This window comes from Panacagrimonas perspica, from assembly GCF_004364935.1.
Classification (GTDB): Bacteria; Pseudomonadota; Gammaproteobacteria; order Nevskiales; family Nevskiaceae; genus Panacagrimonas; species Panacagrimonas perspica.
In genome coordinates this window covers 36,947-54,628 of the sequence record NZ_SOBT01000009.1, presented here as the reverse complement: position 1 = coordinate 54,628, position 17,682 = coordinate 36,947, and the positions used below count along the sequence as shown (strand labels likewise).

Genomic DNA, 17,682 nt, shown 5'->3' with positions numbered 1-17,682 from the left:
CGGGCTTCAGGATCGGGGTCGAATCCGCAACACCGTCTCCGACATAGGTCATCCCATGCGAATCATCGATTTCTTCGACCGCGGCGTCAGCCTCGATCCCGACCGTGCGTGCCTCAAGGACGCCAGCGTCACGCACAGCTACGGCGAAGTGCAGAAGCGCAGCTATCGCATCGGCAATGCGCTGATCGCCGGTGGTCTGAAGCCCGAGCACATGGCGGCGGTCTACAGCCCGAACTGCGCCGTGGCGTTCGAATGCCTGCTCGGGATCCTGCGCGCCGGCGGTGCCTGGGTGCCGGTCAACGCCCGCAACGTGGCGGCGGAGAACGCGTACATCCTCGACAACTGCGACGTCGAGGTCCTGTTCTACCACTCGGAATTCGAAGCCAGCGTGGCCCTGTTCCGCAAGGAGTGCCCGAAGATCCGGCAGTACGTCTGCATCGACAAGCCAGGCGCCGTCGCCGGCACGCCCTTCGTCGAGGACTGGATCGCGAACGCTCCGGAGACCGACCCCGACGTGCCGGCCACGCGGGATGCAACCGCTTCGATCTTCAGCTCCGGCGGCACCACCGGGCGGCCCAAGGGCACGCAGTGGTCGCACCTGACGTGGGAGACGATGATCGCGAACTTCTATTCGTCGCTGCCCATCGGCAAGCCGCCGGTGCACCTGGTGATCGCGCCGATGACGCACGCGGCCGGTGGCGTGGCGATGATGCTGATGGCCGCGGGTGCCACGCACGTGATCCTGCCGCACTTCGATGCGGAGCACGTGATGCACGCCATCGAGAAAGAAGGCGTCACGCACCTGTTCCTGCCGCCGACGGCAATCTACGTGCTGCTGGCGCATCCCGATGTGCGCAAGCACGACTACTCGTCGCTCGAGGCGTTCATCTACGCCGCGGCGCCGATGTCGGTGGAGAAACTCAAGCAGTGCCTGGACGTCTTCGGTCCGGTGATGGCGCAGACCTTCGGCCAGGCCGAGGCGCCTATGCTGTGCACCTGCCTGACGCCGAAGGATCACCTCGTGCTGGGCAATCCGAAACTCGAACACCGCCTCGCGAGTTGCGGCCGGCCGACGATGTTCACGAGCGTGGGCATCATGGACGACGACGGCAAGCTGATGCCGCCGGGCGAGCGCGGCGAGATCGTCGTGCGCGGCAATCTGGTGATGCTGCGCTACTACAAGAATCCGGAAGCCACCGCCGAAGCCTCGGCGTTCGGCTGGCACCACACCGGCGATATCGGCTATCTCGACGAGGACGGTTTTCTCTACATCGTCGATCGCAAGAAGGACATGATCATTTCGGGCGGTTTCAACGTCTACCCGAGCGAGATCGAGCAGGTGATCTGGGGCCATCCCGCCGTCCAGGATTGCGCGGTGATCGGCGTGCCGGACGAGAAATGGGGCGAGGCGGTGAAAGCCGTCATCGAACTCAAGCCGGGCGCCAAAGCGACCGAAGCCGAGATCCTGAAGCTGTGCAAGGACACGCTCGGCAGCGTGAAATGCCCGAAAAGCGCTGAATTCTGGGACGCGCTGCCGCGCAGCCCGGTCGGGAAGGTCCGCAAGAAGGACATCCGCGAGACCTTCTGGAAAGACCAGAAGCGCGCGATCTAGCTGCGCCCGAAATCTGGAGAGACAGCCCTGACCCGATAGACGGGTCAGTCGGCTGCTGTTGCGTTGCCGAAAATTGTCCTACAGTGTGGTCAGACGAAGGGCCCAGAGAGCGACTCCTCGTCCGCATAAAGAAATCCGGCCGCCCAGCGAGCCGGGAAAGCATGGGGGATACACAGGCATATAGAGCTGTTCACAAGGACGGTGCGCGAGCGCGGTCGACCGAATGCCGGCCGCGTGCTGTCCTCCAATTCGAGAGGAGAAAACGATGTCGAATCAGGTCGGCGGCAAGGCGTTGTGGTCTTGTATAGCGGCACTGGCACTCGGAGCAGTTTCGATCACGACATCGGTGTTCGCGCAGGAGGCGGCAGCCCCAGCGCCCGAGCCTGCCGCGACTCCCGCGATGGAGGACTCAGGGCCCTCGATGTGGACGACGAGCGGATTCATGCGCGTCGAGTCGGCCTTCCGGACGACCAATGACGAGAACATCGTCAACCAGCGTGGCAACCCCTTCAACGGCAAGACCGTGGCGCGCGACAGCCGGCCCTACGCCGGAGCAGGTGGCGCAGCCGACACGGTCGTTCGCTCGGGCCAGACCGCCGACAACGATTGGAACCTGATGCAGGTCAGGGGCCAATTCGACCTGACCGGTGCACTCAGTGAGAACTTCCGTCTCTTCGCACGTGCGCGTGGCGTGTTCGATTTCGCGCCGTACGACGAGTTCGATCCGGACAAGGTGCCGGGGGCGGATCCGATCGGCTTCAATTATCAGAAACCGGAATACTTCGAGTACCGGAAGTTCCGCGATGGTCATGCCACCAACCCGCTCGAAGTCGCGGGCCGCAAGTACATGATCGATCTGCCGGCGTTCTACCTCGACTACCAGAAGGGTTCGCTGCTGGTGCGCGTGGGTCAGCAGCAGATCGCGTGGGGACAGGCCCTGTTCTTCCGCGTGCTGGATCTGCCCAATGGTCTGGATCTGCGCCGCCACCTGTTCCTCGACTACGCGCCGGAAGAGTACGCCGACGAACGTATCGGGTCGCTGGGTATCCGCACGACGTGGCAGGCCACGCAGCAGTGGGAAGTGGACGGCTTCTTCCAGCGCTTCCTGCCGACGATCTATCCGAACGCGAACACGCCGTACAACGCCATCGCGTCGCAGTTCACGGTCCACGACCAGTGGAATGTGAACTACGATGACAAGTTCAACGGCGGCCTTCGCATCCGCGGCAATCTGGGCGCCTTGAGCGCACAGTTCGTCGCCACCCGTCGCTACAACCCGGACGGCGTGTATCGCTGGACGCGATCGAACATCAATCGCGACCTGCCGGGCGCTGCGGGCTCGGGCGCGGTGCTGCAGGACACGGCGTTCGAAGTCGATCCGACCGGCGTGGTCTCGGCGCAGGAGTGGTTCACCTACGCCGGCAACGCGCGCCTCAACGGGTTGACGGGGTTGAACGCGAGCATCACCGAGTTCCCGGCAGCCGCTCTGCTGGGGGCGAATCCGGTGCCGGACATGGTCACGGCGGGCGGCGAGCTCGACACGTTCTTCCAGGCCTCCGGCGGTCTGCGCGGACACATCGCGCGTGAGTACAAGCGCGAGACCAACCTCGGCGCGGGCATCGGCTACGTCTTCAGTGCAGCGCCCGGGTCCGTGCTCGACCAGTTGATCGTGAACCTCGAAGCGACGTTCACGCCGGATCGCAACTTCACGAACGTCACGCTCTCGAAGAACTACATCGAGGAAGACGAGTGGATCGCGGCGCTGGTCATGGAGAAGTATCAGCGCTTCAGCCAGAGCTTCCCGGCGACCTACCTGGTGTTCCAGTACATGTACCGCTCGGAGTCCGACCTGTTCGGTCGCCACCTGAGCGGCATGGGCGGCAATCGCGACAAGATCGCCAAGGGCGTCGATGGATGGAACGGCGTGGTGTTTGCGATGCAGCAGCCGTCGCCGACACTGACGTGGCGCTTCGACGGCGCCGTGCTCCTCGATACGCGTGGCGGCATCCTCGTGCAGCCGGCGCTGCGGTACCAGCCGAGCACCACCTGGAGCATCGAGACGTTCTACAACTTCATCAACGGCAACGTCTATGGCGACGACAACGAGAACATCATGCAGACGCTGGAGTACGCGGACGAAATCGGCATCCGCGCAGGCTTCCAGTTCTGATAAACGACTGAGGTAACCCCGTGCGCCGGCGATCGCGAGATCGTCGGCGCTTTTTTTGCGCGTCATTGCTGGCGGTGACGCGCCCTCCATCGTCGCCGACGAGCTGCGAGCCTCAGCCCCAGCGCGGGTCCGGCGTTGTCGAGCACGCCGGTCCGGGCAACCGGCGATGCAAAACGCGCGGACGTGGCGCCGAGCCGTGCGATTCGCGGCGATTCGCGCCGCTCTGAGCCGGAAATCGCCGGGCACGGCATCTGCGCTACGGCCAGCACTCAGCGATCGGACACCGTGTCGCTGATCTCATTGGTTGCCGCTGTCCTGACCTTCTGGAGATGTCCAAAATGAAAACGAAGCGATTCATCCTCAAGCCGCTGATCGCGGCCGTTCTTCTCTGTTCGGGCGCCGCGCAGGCTGCGGGCAGCGCGAATACCGGCCTCGCCGGCGTGCTGGGTGGCGTCACCGGGACGGTGAACAACACGCTGGGTGCGTTGGCGGGTAGTTCCTCCAACGCCAGCTTCAGCTCCACCGCCCGCCTCGGCGCGTCGATGTCGGCACGACCCGGTCGTGTGGGCCTCGGTCTGGCCGGCGCGCTGAACGCCGCCAACCTGCGACAGGAAATTGCGGCCAACCGGCTGGAACGGCTCGAAGCGTTGCCGGGTCTGGAGAACCTGGGCGACAACCTGCGTGAGAACCTTCGCGAAGGTCGGCAGGACCGCCTGCAGCTCCTCGAAAATCTGCGCCTGGATCGACTCGCCCGCCTGGAAGACGCACGCGGCGAAGGTCTCGAGCGGCTGCAGAACAGCCTGAACGATCTGAGGCAGGCCAACGCGGAACGCCTCGAGGATCTCAAGCAGGCCAACGCCGAGCGTCTCGAGGCTTTCCAGGACGCGCGAAATGATCGTCTCGAAAACCTGAAGGAAGCCCGCGCCGAGAATCTCGAGCGCCTGGAACAAGCCCGCGAGGACGCCCGGCAGCAGCGCGCCGATCGTCTCGAGGACTTCGAGAACGCCCGTCAGGAACGGCTCGATCGCCTGAACGCGTTGTTCACCGGCAGCACCGATCGCAACGGCAATGACAACGACGACAACGGCTTCCTGGGCATCAAGGATTCGAGCACCTTGGGAACCGATGACAATTCGGATAACGACGGCGGTCTGTTCGGTGCCGGCGATTCGAGCACGCTCGGCACGGACAACAACCGTGACCGCAACGACAACGGCTTTCTCGGCATCGCCAACTCGAGCACGCTCGGTACCGATTGAGCTGGAGCGTCCCGTGTGAGGGCCGATGTAGTGGCCGACGAAAGCCCTGCGTTTGGCGGGGCTTTTTATTGGGCGTCCCGTCGCGAGTTGTTCAATTGAGGTTTCCAAAACACAGGGCGCAGAGCGCCGGGTGAGGGTCGCGCCGGAGCGCGATCGAGCGGCGTCCTCAGATCGCCACTGCCGCGCTCCGCCCGCCCTCATCCCCACCCTCTCCCAAAGGAAGAGGGAGCTAGCCAGTGATCGTCATCCGTTTGGGAACGATCAACAAGCAAGTCGCGCCTGTATCGAGGATGCCTGCTGCCTTGCACACGCAAGCTCCCGATCGAAGCCTAGGGAATCTGCTTAGCCCCTAGGGAATCGCTCCACCTGCCGGTCGCCATGGGCCGGGCTTAGTCTTCATCGCATAACGAGAGGCCGCCCTGCCGCGGCCGACATGAATGGATGGAGGACGAGCGATGCTCACGATCGATATCGATACGGGCGGCACGATGACGGACGCCCTGATCACGGATGGCGCCACGCGCCATTGCATCAAGGTCGACACGACGCCTCACGATTTCACCGTCGCGCTCCAGACCTGCCTGAAGGAAGCCGGCAAGCTCTACGGCATCGACACGCTCGAGGAATTCCTGCCGAAGGTTTCGCTGATCCGCTGGTCGTCGACGATCACCACCAACGTGCTGGCCGAGCGTCGCGGCGCCAAGGTTGGCCTGCTCGTGACGCAGGGCCACGAGGAAGACCTCTACGGAGAAGGCCGCTCCGCGATCATCGACGAGCTGGTCGCGGCCGATGCGGTCATCGGCCTGCCCGAGAATCCGGAACCCCGAGACATCCTGCTGGCGGTCAAGCAACTGCTGGAATCCGGCGTGCGGCGCATCTGCGTGGCGCTGGCCGGTTCGTTCCCGGACAACCGCAACGAGATCGCGATCAAGCGCGTCATCGAGAGCCAGTATCCCGACCACATCATCGGCTCGGTACCGGTGCTGCTCGGCTCCGAGATGGCGCAGATCGGTCATGACCAGACGCGCGCCCACTACTCGGCGATGAACGCGTACACGCACTCGCGCCTCGCCACGTCGCTGTTCAAGGCCGAGGACGTGCTGCGCGACGAGTTCGGCTGGCGCGGCACCTTGCTGATCGGCCAGACCAGCGGTGGCGTGGCGCGCATCGGCAAGACCAAGGCGGTCGACACGATCGAATCCGGACCCGTGTTCGGCACGTTCGGCGGCGCGTTCGTCGCGCGCGAATATCAGCTCAAGGACGTGGTCTGCTTCGACGTCGGTGGCACCACGACCAAGTGCTCGATCGTGCGCAACGGCGAGCCGGTCTATCAGCGCGGCGGGAATCTGATGGAGATCCCGGTGCAGACCTCGTTCGCGATGCTGCGCTCGGCCGCCATCGGCGGCGGCTCGGTCGCGAAGGTCAAGGACGGCCGCCTGCGGCTGGGTCCCGAGAGCCAGGGTGCCGCACCCGGTCCGGCCTGCTATGCGCTCGGCGGTCGCGAGGCGACGCTCACCGACGCGATCCTGCTCCTCGGCTATCTCGATCCCGGCAGCTTCCTCGGCGGCCGTCGCAAACTGTCGGTCGATCACGCGAAGAAGGTCATCGAGAAGAACGTTGCCAAGCCACTGGGCCTGTCGGTCGAGCAGGCCGCGCTGGTCATTCGCGACGAGGCCGTCAGCGTCATGGCGGAACTGATCGCGAACACGCTCGCCGAAGCCGGGCTCCAGGCCGCGGCTACCGCGCTGTTCTCGTTCGGCGGCAATGGCCCGATGTTCGGGGCCCTGGTGGCCGAGCGCCTGGGCATCGCGAAGGCCTACGCCTTCGACTTCGGTCCGGTGTTCGGCGCCTTCGGCTCGTCGGTGTCCGACGTGGCGCACGTCTACGAGCGCGGCGTGGGCCTGAAGTGGGAGGCCGCCAATCAAGAGGCGATCCTGAAGACCGCAGAGCGTCTGCACACGCAGGCGGTTCGCGATCTGCAGGGCGAGGGCTTCGATCCGTCCGCCGCGACGTATCGGTACGAGCTCGAATTCGGCCGGGACGCGAACGTCAGCAGCAACTGCCGGTTCGATCTCATAACCCCCCGTAGCCCGGACGAAGTCCGGGATGCCGCTCGCCCGGAAGGGAGAAGCCCCGCTCTTTCGCTTCGCGAAATTCAACGTCCGGGCTACGCCGTCGGCGATTTCACGACGGCTGCTCAAAATGCACTTGAGCAAGCTGGCCTCGACAAGACCTCGGATCCTCTCCTGCTGATCCGCCTGACCGCGCGCTTCGAAGTCGGAGCCAACCAGCTCCAGCAACGCAGCGAGCGACGCGAGAGCGTCAAGCCCGCCACCCGCCCGATGCAGTTCAACGGCCGCGGCGCCGAGCCGCTGCCGGCGTACGTCTGGGAACAGCTCAACGTTGGCGACACGATCACCGGCCCCGCGGTGATCAACGGCGCCACATTGACCTGCCCGGTGCCGCCCAAGTGGGTGCTGACGGTCGACGCCTACGGCAACGCCACGATGAACAAGCAGGCCTGAGCCCCGGCGCATCCGGGTTCGCCCCAAGCGGTCATGTCCTCTCCTTGCTGCCAACCTCTCGGCCAGCCGGTCCTTTCCGGATGGCACGAACGAGGAGCATTTCAATGAAACAGCGCGAAGTTCATTTCTACAGCGAGGGTTTCAAGATCGTCGGCGATTACTTCACGCCGGACGACATGAAGAAGGGCGAGAAGCGCCCGGGCATCGTGCTGTGCCACGGCTACAGCGGCATCCGTCCGCTGATCCTGCCGGACTACGCGAAGGTCTTCGTCGCCGCCGGCTTTCCCTGCCTGACGTTCGACTATCGCGGCTTCAACGGCAGCGAAGGTCCGAAGTGGCGCATCCAGGCGCTCGAGCAGATCGACGATATCCGCAACGCCATCACGTTCCTGCAGGCGCAGGACGAGATCAATCCTGACCAGATCGGCATCTGGGGCACGTCCAACGGCGGCGCGCACGTCGTCTACACCGCCGGTGTCGACGAGCGTGTGAAGGTCGCGGTGGGACAGGTCGGCTTCGGTGACGGCTGGCGCCTGATGATGGACATCCGCACGCCCGAGGAGCGCAAGGCGCTGCTCGCGAAGATCGCCGAGGACCGCACGCAGCGCGTGCTCACCGGCAAGGGCAGCGGCGCAGACACGGCGAGCCTGCTGGCCAGCCCGCAGACCAAGGAATTCTTCGCCGAAGCGCTGAAGGTGATGCCGGATTTCTACTGCGAGATTCCGTGGCAGTCGGCCGAAGGCACGCTCGAGTACCGCCCGATCGACGTCGCTCACAAGATCTCGCCGCGCGCGCTGATGCTGATCGGCGCCGAGAAGGACGACCTCTGCAAGATCGACGGCTACAAGGCCGTGTTCGACAAGGCCGGCGAGCCCAAGAAGTGGGTGCAGTACCCGATCACGCATTACCAGATCTACACGCCCGAGTGGGTGGCCCCGTCCGCGAAGGTCGCGGCGGAGTTCTTCACCGAGCACCTCAAAAGATGAAGGCAAGCGCAAAGGCGCAAAGGTGAAAAGAAAGGACGCAAAAGAATCGATCGGCAATTCCTCCGATTCTTTGCGTCCTCCTCTTCGCTTTTCTTTGCGCCTTTGCGTTGGCCGTTTGATGTTGGAGGAGCAAACACCGTGGTTGAAAGAATCCGCTTCACCGAATACCTCGACCTCGACATCGATCGCGAGCTGTGGCTCTGCCACACCTGCGACCACGCGCTGATCTCGGCGCGCGAGAACTACAAGAAGGGTTGCCTGGTCGCCGAGCGCGATCCGCGCGAGATCCATGCCCCGGTGCTGGAAGGCGCCTACAGCTTCTCGCCCGATCCGGACTGGTCGCGCATCGTCGAATTCTATTGCCCCGAGTGCGGTCGGCAGATCGAGACCGAGTACCTGCCGCCCGGCCATCCCATCACGCACGACATCGAGCTGGATGTGGACAGCCTGAAGAAGCGCCTGAAATCGGGCGACCTGAGCGTCAAGGACGGCAAGTTGGTGATCGCGGAGGACGTGGCGTGAACAACAAGACCAAGACCACCGCCGTGATGAACTCCATCGACATCGATGTCGGTGGCACCTTCACCGATTTCGTGCTGACGCTCGACGGCGAGCGCACCATCGTCAAGGCGCCGACCACGCCGCACGATCTTTCCGTCGGCTTCGTCAACGCCGTCGAATCCGGTGCCGAGAAGGTGGGGCTGACGATCGAGGAGCTGCTGCCGCGCATCGACATCGTGCGCTACTCGACGACGGTCGCGCTCAATCGCCTGCTGCAGCGCCAGGGCCCTCGCATCGGTTTCATCACGACCGAAGGCCACGAGGACATGATCCACATCGGCCGCGGCGCGCAGTGGGTCGACGGCCAGATCATTTCCGAGCGGCGCAACCTCTGCATGCAGAACAAGCCGCACCCGCTGATCTCGCGCGACCTCGTCGTCGGCGTCAAGGAGCGCATCGACTCCAAGGGCGCCGTCGTGCGTCCGCTGGACGAAGAAGACGTGCGCCGCAAGCTGCGCACGCTGATGGACCGCGGTGCGCGCGCCATCGTCGTGTGCACGCTGTGGTCGTTCGTGAATCCGGATCACGAGAAGCGCATCCGCGAGATCATCCGCGACGAGTACAAGGAATTCCACGTCGGCTTCGTGCCGGTGGTCATGAGCCACGCCGTGACCGCCAAGCTCGGCGAATACGAGCGCGCGATGACCGCGGTGCTCGACGCCTACCTGCAGCACGCGATGCAGACCGAGATCTGCGCCACCTGGGACAAGCTGCGCGACAAGGGATATCGCGGCACGTTCCTGATGATCCACAACTCCGGTGGATCGGCCGACATCTTCAAGACGCCGGCCTCGCGCACGTTCAACGGCGGTCCGGTCTCCGGCCTGATGGGCTCGGCGTTCTTCGCCGAGAAGCTCGGCTATCGCAACGTGATCATGGGCGACGTCGGCGGCACCAGCTTCGACGTGGCGCTGGTCGTCGAGTCCGGCGTGCGCAACTACGAGTTCAAGCCCGTCATCGACCGCTGGATGGTCAACGTCACGATGATGCAGACGATCTCGATCGGCGCCGGCGGCGGCTCGATCGCGGGTGTCGACAAGAACGGGCGCCTGAGCGTGGGCCCGAAGAGCGCGGGATCAATGCCCGGACCCGTCTGTTACGACCTCGGTGGCACCGAGCCGACGACGACCGACGCCGACGTCGTGCTCGGCTACATCAATCCGGACGGCTACTTCGGCGGCCAGATGCCGCTGAACAAGGCCAAGGCCGAGAAGGCGATCAAGGACAAGATCGCCGACAAGCTCGGCGTGAGCGTGCATGAAGCGGCCGCGATGATCCGCAACGTCATCGACGAGAACATGGCGTCCGCGATCAAGCGCGAAGTGCACATGCGCGGCTACCACCCCGAGGAGTTCGTGCTGTTCGCGATCGGCGGCGCCGGCCCGACGCACCTGTGCGGCTTCCAGGCCGACGTGCCGGTGGGCGTGGTGTTCCCTGCGGCGCCGGTGTTCTGCGCGATGGGCAGCTCGATCATGGACATCGTGCATCTGTACGAGCAGAGCAAGCGCCTTGTGTTCATGGAGCCGCTGACCGAGAAGCTGGTCATCGATCGCGCGCAGTTCAATGCCGCGGTCGAGGAGATGATCGCGCGTGCCAACCAGGAACTGGTCTCCGAGAACCTCGATCCGAAGGAAGCGAAGTATTCGCTCGAGCTCGACATGCTCTACGGCGGGCAGGTCAACGTGAAGCGCACGGCCTGTCCGGTGCTGAAGATCGAATCCGACGCCGATGCGCAGGCCGCGTACGACGAGTTCGAGAAGGAATTCTCGGCGGCGTTCAGCCCGCTGGTCGTCAATCGTCCGGGCGGCGTCTACCTCGACAACTTCGTGCTGCGCGTGACGGTACCGGTGAAGAAGCCGCCGATCCCGGAGTACCCGTTGCAGGGCAAGGATCCGGCGGGCGCCAAGACCGGAACGCGCGAATGTTATTGGCGAGAACTGGGCAAGACCGCCGTCACGGCGATCTACCAGTTCGAGAAGCTGCAGCCGGGCAACGAACTGGTGGGGCCCGCAGTGGTCGAGGCTGAACTGACGACGGTGGTCGTGCCCCCGGGGCGCCGTTTGCATATCGACAAGCATCGGCTCGGGATCATGGAGTACCTGCCGGGTGAGAACCCCGCGCAGAAAGCGCTCAACGCAAAGGCGCAAAGGACGCAAAGAGCGGCGAAAGCGTCTGCCTAGTTTTTCTCTGCGACCTCCGCGCCTCTGCGTTCGAACCGTCTTTTAGGAACCAACACATGTCCATTCCCACTCTCGAGCAGAAACTCAACTGGCTCAAGACCGTCCCGCCGACGCCGGAGGTGCAGGCCGCGGCCGACGCCATCGACGCCGCGCGCTTCGAGATCGGCTTCCAGCGCACCAACGACATCCTCGACGAGGGCATGGACGTGTTCATGCGCTCGGTGCGCTGTGCGATGGGTGTGGCCGGCGATTCGCTGGTCGGCATCTGCACCGCGGACGGCGACATCGTCAACGGCTCGATGGGCACCTACCTGCACGCGGTGATTCCGCCGCTGATCATCAAGTACATCATCCACACCTACGGCAAGAACATCGGCATCAACGACGGCGACTACTGGTTCGCCAACGATGCCGTCTACGGCGGTGTGCACAACCCCGACCAAGGCGTGATGACGCCGGTGTTCTACAAGGGCGAGCTGGTCGCGTGGACCGTGGCGCTCGTCCACACCACCGAGACCGGTGCGATCGAACCGGGCGGCATGCCGGTGTCGGCGACGACGCGCTTCGAGGAAGGCATGAACCTGCCGCCGATGCGCATCGGCCAGAACCACAAGCTGTCGCCCGACATCGAGACGATGTTCCAGGCCTTCGGCATCCGCGCGCCGCAGATGATCGCGGTGGATCTCAAGGGCCGCTGCACGACCGCCGACCGCGTGCGCACGCGCGTCATCGAGCTGTGCGAGCGCGAAGGCGTGGACTTCGTGAAGGGCCTGTTCTGCAAGATGATCCAGAGCGCCGACAAGGGCGCCAAGGAACTGATCCGCGCGTGGCCGGACGGCAAGTTCCGCTGCGTGAACTTCTCCGACGGCGTCGGCCTCAAGCAGGGCCTGATCCGCAACTGCTACATGACGCTGCACAAGAACGGCGACCGCATCCTCGTCGACTTCCGCGGCACCGGGCCGGAGACGCCGTCCTCGTACAACGCGCATCCGCAGGCGGCCATCGCGCACTTCACGAACTACATCTACGAGTACCTGTTCCACGAACTGCCGCTGTCCAACGGTACGTTCAACAACATCGACTTCGCATTCGATCCGGGCACCTGCCTGTCGCCCGATCCGCGCGCAGCGACATCGAACTCCGTGATGATCGCCACCGGCATCATGTCGGCGGTGCACAACTGCTTCGCCAAGACGATGTTCTCGACGGACAACTGGAAGCAGGCAGGCGCCTCGATGGCCAACGCCGGCAACGCATTGGTGCTCGCAGGGCTGTCGCAGTGGGGCGTGCCGTTCGCCGACATGCTCGCGTACTCGATCAACTCGGAAGGGCAGGGCGGCCGCCCCACCGAGGACGGCATGGATGCGTACGGATTTCCGTGGGCGCACGGTGGCCGCGCACCGAACACCGAGAACGTCGAGAACGAGTTCCCGCTGCTGATCCCGCTGTCCAATCACTGGATCGACAGTTGCGGCCACGGCAAGTACCGCGGCGGTGTCGGCACCGTGCAGATGTGGATCGCGCACCACGTGCCGCAGGTCTACATGATGAGCATCGCGGACAACAGCAAGCTGCAGACGCCGCAGCCGCTGTTCGGCGGCTACGCGCCCTGCACGGTTCCCGGCATCTCGATCATGAACAGCACGGTGAAGGACCAGCTTCTGAACCAGAAGGATTTCACCGTCGACATGCAGCAGATGCTGTCGGACAAGACCGTCACCGGCGACTACAAGACCGAGTTCCTCGGGCGCTCGGTGCGGCCGTACAACAACGGCGAGGTCATCACGTTCGGCTTTTCGGCGGGCGGCACCGGTTATGGCGACCCGCTGGACCGTGAGCCGGATTCGGTGGCGATCGATCTCGACAAGGGCACGATCACGGCCGAGACCGCCAAGCGCATCTACAAGGTGGTCTGGGACGAGGTGGGTCGTCGCATCGACAAGGCCGCGACCGCCGAGGCACGCAAGGCCGAGTTCGCGGCGCGCAAGAAGCGCGGCCGTCCGTATGCCGAGTTCGACGCCGAGTGGTCGAAGAAGAAGCCGCCCGAGGAGATCCTCGAGTACTACGGCACGTGGCCGGATGCGAAACCGAACCGGGTGTGGATGCGGGCGTGAACCTTGACCGTAGCCCGGACGAAGTCCGGGGCTGTTCGTCCGTCGCGGGAAAACCCCGGACTTCGTCCGGTCTACGCATACCGATCGACCACATCAAAACGGCTAACGCAAAGGCGCAAAGGGCTTGAAGCAAGGACGCAAAGATTTGAGATAGAGCCCGGTTTTCACCCATCCTTCCTCTGCGTTCTCTCTTTTCTTGCTTTGCGCCTTTGCGATCGCCTTTCTTCCCATGCCGACCATCAACCGCCAGTGGCTCCTCAAATCCCGCCCCGAAGGCCCCGCCGTCGAGCGTGAGCACTTCGAGAAGCGCGAGTCCGCCATCCCGACGATCCGCGACGGCGAGTTCCTGGTGCGCAACCGCTGGTTCTCCTGCGACCCCTCGCAGCGCGCGTGGATGGACACCGAGACCTATGTGAAGCCGGTTGCCCTGGGGCAGCCGATGCGCTCCTTCACCGGGGGCGAGGTCGTCGAGTCGCGTCATCCCGGCTTCAAGGCTGGCGACGCCGTGACCGGCACCTTCGGCTGGCAGGATTACGTGGTCTGCGACGGCCGCGACGAACTGGGGACCGTGACCCGGCTGCCGAAGGACATCGACCTGCCGGCGGCGCTCTCGCTGTTCGGCATCACCGGCCTCACGGCGTACTTCGGCATGTTCGACATCGGCAAGCCGCGCGCCGGCGATACCGTCGTCGTCAGCGGGGCGGCCGGCGCCACCGGCGTCATCGCCGCGCAGATCGCGAAAGCGCGCGGCCTGCGCACGATCGGCATCGCGGGCGGTGACGCGAAATGCCGCTGGCTGCGCGAGTCGCTGGGCCTGGACGACGCCGTCGATTACAAGGCCGGCAACATGCGCGACGCCTTGCGCGAGCGTTGCCCGGATGGCATCGACGTCTACTTCGACAACATCGGCGGCGAGATTCTCGACGCCGGCCTCGCCAACCTCGCATCCGGTGCGCGCGTCGTGATGTGCGGCGCCATCGCGGGCTACGGCAACTTCGACGACATGCCGCCGATCCGCCAGTACCACCAGCTGATCCTCAAGCGCGCGACGATGCAGGGCTTCCTGGTGTTCGACTACCTCGCGCGCACCGACGAGGCCGTGGCCGAGATGAGTCCCTGGCTCGCCGCGGGAAAGATCCAGAACCCGGTCGACATCGCAGAAGGTTTCGATGCCGCGCCCGACGCGCTCAAGCGCCTGTTCGCCGGCCAGAACCGCGGCAAGCAGCTCGTGCGGCTCGACTGAGCGCGCGACGGACCAGAACCTCACGATGAGCACCGGACAAGCGAGCCCCTGGCGTCGGCGTCTCTCCGAACTCGGTCGCGGCGTGGGGAAGCCGCATCCGCCGCTGTTCTCGCCGCTGCTGTACGGCGTCAGCGCGCAGATCGAGGCGCTGCCGCCGGCCGAGGTCACGGCGGATCCGACGCGACTCGGCAAGTGCCTGTCCGAACTGCGTCGTGTCACCGGCGTCGCGCCTTTCGTCGTTGCGGCGCCGACCGCGATGGAGGCCGAGGCGCTGGGTGCCGGCGTGGATCGCGAGGTGTGGCCGCCTAAAGTGATGGCGCCCGCGAGTGAAGGCGTCATAGAGCTGGCCGACTTCGACGACGTGTGGTCGCGCTCCGAGGCGCTGTCGGCGAGCCTGGAAACCTGCAAACGCTTGTCGACGACGCAACAGGGCGAACCGGTTCTGCTCGCCGCGCTGACGGGTCCGGCGAGCCTGCTCGCCGAACTGCTCGGAAGCGGCGCGACGCCCGACGCGGCCGCCTACGAATTCGTCGGACGTGCGCTGTCTGCGTTGTCGCGCCAGTTCGCGCAGTCCGGCGCCTCCGCGATCCTGCTGTGCGAGCGCACGCTGCCGGCCGACATCGGCGCGTGGTCGGCTGCGCTGAACACGATCTCCAACATCGCCCGCTTCCATCGCATCCCGGCGCTGCTCGCGTTCGACGGCGTCGTGCCCGGCGAGTGGCCGTCGGCGACGGTGGCCTGTCCGTCGCCGGAGCAGGAAGCGTCGATGGAGAAAGCGCACGGCCTCACCGTCTCCGCAAATCCTGCGGACTGGGCGGATGTGGTCGGCAACACCGGAACGGCGCGCGTCGTGTTCACCGCACGCGAAGTCGCAGCAGATGCCCCCATCGAGGAACTCGGCGATTTCTGTGCCGAAGCCCTCGACATGGAACGGGAGCCGTAGGGTGCGCCCCGCGCACCAAGCGCTCTTCGAAGCCAACCCACGTGCGCCACGCGCACGTCACGAGGACATGCCGTGAGACCTGTCGCCATCCCCGTCACGGTACTGACCGGCTTCCTCGGTTCCGGAAAGACCACGCTGATCAACCGCATCCTCAAGGAAGCGCACGGCCGTCGCTTCGCCGTCATCGAGAACGAATACGGCGAGATCAACGTCGACTCCGATCTGCTGGTGAAGGACGGCGGCGAGACCGTCGTGCAGCTCACCAACGGCTGCGTGTGCTGCACCGTGCGCGGCGATCTGGCGAACGCGCTGAACGATCTGGCCACGCGACGCGAGAAAGGCGAGATCGCTTTCGACCACGTGCTGATCGAACCGACGGGCCTGGCCGATCCCGGACCGATCGTGCGCACGTTCATGGCCGAGACCGAGGTGCTGGCGAAGTATTTCCTCGATGGCGTCGTCACCTTGTTCGACGCCATCAACGGCGAACGCAACCTGGCCGAATCGGTGGAAGCACAGGCGCAGCTCGGATACGCCGATCGCGTGCTGATCACCAAGATCGATCTGCTGCACGAGTTGCGCCCCGGCGACGAGGAGCGCCTGCTCAAGTCGGTTGGTGAGGCCAACACCGTGGCGGCGATCACGGCGCTCGACGTGACGCGCGCCGACTGGAGCGAGGTGTTCGAAAAACTGCTCGAACTGCGCGGCTACCAGTTCGACCGCGTGATCTTTGCTCCGGCGGGCGCGTCGAGCAGCGGTGCGGATCACACACCGGGTGTCGTCAGCGTGAGTTTCCAGGCCGATGCCGAACTCGACGGCATCCGCCTCAACCAGGCGCTTGCCGCGATCAACGATCGCTACGGTGAAGCGCTGTGGCGCATCAAGGGCGTGCTCGCGATCGAGGGGATGCGCAGCCGCGTCATCGTGCAAGGCGTGCAGGGCCTGATCCAGGCCAACCCCTCGACGGTGTGGCGCATGTTCGAACCCAAGGTCTCGCGCCTGGTGCTGATCGGACGCGAGCTCGATCGCGACTGGATCCTGTCCGTGTTGCAGGCCAGTACCAGCGCGCCCGCGCCGACAGTACCGGGTCACTGAATCAATCAACGCGGCGTTCGCACCAGAAGCCGCAGCGGAGCAGGAGGAGAACATCCATGAGCAGCAACAAGGTCATCATCACGATTGCCCCCACCGGCGGCATGGCCAGCAAGAAGATGAGTCCGCATCTGCCGACGCAGCCGGACGAGATCGCCCGCGACGTCTACGACTGCTACAACCTCGGGGCGAGCGTGGTCGCGCTGCATGCACGTCGGCCGGATGACCTGGCGACGTGCAACGCGGACATCTACTACGACCTCAACACGCGCATCCGTCAGAAGTGCGACATCATCCTCAACAACTCCACGGGCGGTGGCGTCAGCGGCGACATGGTGCGCCAGGCGCCGAACGGCTACTGGGAAATCCTGTTCGAAGAGCGGATCAAGGGCATGGAGGCGGGCGCCGAGATGTGCACGCTCGACGCCACGACGATCAACTGCATGTTCGACGGTAAGGAAATCCTGATGAACACCGGTCCGGAGCGATGCCGGATGCTCGCCGTGGAAATGCGCAAGCGCGGCATCAAGCCGGAGTGGGAAGTCTTTTCGCCGACGCACATCGTGCAGGACACCAATGCGCTGATCGAAGCGGGCCTCGACGAGGAGCCTTACTTCATCAACCTCGTGATGGGCATCAGCGCGTTCCAGAACGCGATGCCGTACACGCCGCGCAATCTGCAGACGATGGTGGACCTGCTGCCCAAGGGCGCGATCTTCGGCGTCAGCGGCATCGGCAACGCGCAGCTTCCGGCCGCGATGAACGCGCTGCTGCTCGGCGGCCACGTGCGCGTGGGCCTCGAGGACAATCTCTACTACGCCCGGGGCGACCTCGCGACGAACCAGCGCCTGATGGAGCGTCTCGTGCGCCAGGTGCGTGACATGGGCTACGAGCCGGCGTCGCCGGCCGAGGCGCGCAAGATGATGGGCCTGCCGCTGAAGAAGACGCCGATTCGTGCCGAGTTCGCGCTGGGTTGAGGGGCCGCAGGGTATCGCCA

Annotated in this window: 12 protein-coding genes; all 12 read left to right on the top strand. The window is 65.0% G+C overall.

Annotated features, from left to right (window positions below; translation table 11 throughout):
* Positions 1 to 55: 55 nt before the first annotated feature.
* The 12 genes from DFR24_RS11720 to DFR24_RS11665 all read left to right on the top strand — a co-directional run bounded on the left by DFR24_RS11720 (position 56) and on the right by DFR24_RS11665 (position 17,662).
* Positions 56 to 1,612 (top strand): AMP-binding protein, encoded by a 1,557-nt coding sequence (locus tag DFR24_RS11720; protein ID WP_133881608.1) that lies wholly within the window; start codon positions 56 to 58, stop codon positions 1,610 to 1,612.
* A gap of 265 nt (positions 1,613 to 1,877) precedes the next feature.
* The gene (locus DFR24_RS11715) at positions 1,878 to 3,782 is read left to right on the top strand and encodes a DUF1302 family protein (protein WP_133881607.1); all 1,905 of its coding nucleotides are present in this window, start codon (positions 1,878 to 1,880) and stop codon (positions 3,780 to 3,782) included.
* Positions 3,783 to 4,120: 338 nt separating this feature from the next.
* Positions 4,121 to 5,041 carry a hypothetical protein gene (locus DFR24_RS11710; RefSeq protein ID WP_133881606.1) on the top strand — a complete coding sequence of 307 codons (921 nt, stop codon included), beginning with the start codon at positions 4,121 to 4,123 and terminating at the stop codon, positions 5,039 to 5,041.
* A gap of 455 nt (positions 5,042 to 5,496) precedes the next feature.
* Positions 5,497 to 7,566: an acetophenone carboxylase subunit alpha gene (gene apcA, locus DFR24_RS11705; RefSeq protein ID WP_162851173.1), complete on the top strand. Its 2,070-nt coding sequence runs from the start codon at positions 5,497 to 5,499 to the stop codon at positions 7,564 to 7,566.
* A 104-nt stretch (positions 7,567 to 7,670) separates the two neighbouring features.
* Positions 7,671 to 8,552 (top strand): alpha/beta hydrolase, encoded by an 882-nt coding sequence (locus tag DFR24_RS11700; RefSeq protein WP_162851172.1) that lies wholly within the window; start codon positions 7,671 to 7,673, stop codon positions 8,550 to 8,552.
* 138 nt (positions 8,553 to 8,690) lie between these two features.
* Entirely contained in the window at positions 8,691 to 9,074 is a 384-nt protein-coding gene (apcB, locus tag DFR24_RS11695; protein ID WP_133881603.1) for an acetophenone carboxylase subunit beta, read from the top strand.
* Positions 9,071 to 11,293 carry an acetophenone carboxylase subunit gamma gene (gene apcC / locus DFR24_RS11690; RefSeq protein WP_133881602.1) on the top strand — a complete coding sequence of 741 codons (2,223 nt, stop codon included), beginning with the start codon at positions 9,071 to 9,073 and terminating at the stop codon, positions 11,291 to 11,293. Before apcB ends, apcC begins: the two co-directional genes overlap by 4 nt.
* A gap of 56 nt (positions 11,294 to 11,349) precedes the next feature.
* Positions 11,350 to 13,407: an acetophenone carboxylase subunit delta gene (apcD, locus tag DFR24_RS11685; protein WP_133881601.1), complete on the top strand. Its 2,058-nt coding sequence runs from the start codon at positions 11,350 to 11,352 to the stop codon at positions 13,405 to 13,407.
* A 229-nt stretch (positions 13,408 to 13,636) separates the two neighbouring features.
* Positions 13,637 to 14,650, top strand: a complete 1,014-nt coding sequence (locus tag DFR24_RS11680; protein WP_133881600.1) for an NADP-dependent oxidoreductase — start codon at positions 13,637 to 13,639, stop codon at positions 14,648 to 14,650.
* Positions 14,651 to 14,675: 25 nt separating this feature from the next.
* Positions 14,676 to 15,593: an acetophenone carboxylase subunit epsilon gene (gene apcE / locus DFR24_RS11675; protein ID WP_133881599.1), complete on the top strand. Its 918-nt coding sequence runs from the start codon at positions 14,676 to 14,678 to the stop codon at positions 15,591 to 15,593.
* A gap of 72 nt (positions 15,594 to 15,665) precedes the next feature.
* Positions 15,666 to 16,688: a CobW family GTP-binding protein gene (locus DFR24_RS11670; protein ID WP_133881598.1), complete on the top strand. Its 1,023-nt coding sequence runs from the start codon at positions 15,666 to 15,668 to the stop codon at positions 16,686 to 16,688.
* A gap of 56 nt (positions 16,689 to 16,744) precedes the next feature.
* A complete protein-coding gene (locus DFR24_RS11665; RefSeq protein ID WP_133881597.1) occupies positions 16,745 to 17,662 on the top strand; it encodes a BKACE family enzyme in 918 nt (305 codons plus the stop codon).
* The last annotated feature ends 20 nt before the right edge of the window (positions 17,663 to 17,682 follow it).

What these genes read in the sequence shown, in the direction of transcription:
- DFR24_RS11720 (WP_133881608.1), top strand. Translation starts at nt 56, where the DNA reads ATGCGAATCATCGATTTCTTCGACCGCGGCGTCAGCCTCGATCCCGAC.
- DFR24_RS11715 (WP_133881607.1), top strand. Translation starts at nt 1,878, where the DNA reads ATGTCGAATCAGGTCGGCGGCAAGGCGTTGTGGTCTTGTATAGCGGCA.
- DFR24_RS11710 (WP_133881606.1), top strand. Translation starts at nt 4,121, where the DNA reads ATGAAAACGAAGCGATTCATCCTCAAGCCGCTGATCGCGGCCGTTCTT.
- apcA (WP_162851173.1), top strand. Translation starts at nt 5,497, where the DNA reads ATGCTCACGATCGATATCGATACGGGCGGCACGATGACGGACGCCCTG.
- DFR24_RS11700 (WP_162851172.1), top strand. Translation starts at nt 7,671, where the DNA reads ATGAAACAGCGCGAAGTTCATTTCTACAGCGAGGGTTTCAAGATCGTC.
- apcD (WP_133881601.1), top strand. Translation starts at nt 11,350, where the DNA reads ATGTCCATTCCCACTCTCGAGCAGAAACTCAACTGGCTCAAGACCGTC.
- DFR24_RS11680 (WP_133881600.1), top strand. Translation starts at nt 13,637, where the DNA reads ATGCCGACCATCAACCGCCAGTGGCTCCTCAAATCCCGCCCCGAAGGC.
- apcE (WP_133881599.1), top strand. Translation starts at nt 14,676, where the DNA reads ATGAGCACCGGACAAGCGAGCCCCTGGCGTCGGCGTCTCTCCGAACTC.
- DFR24_RS11665 (WP_133881597.1), top strand. Translation starts at nt 16,745, where the DNA reads ATGAGCAGCAACAAGGTCATCATCACGATTGCCCCCACCGGCGGCATG.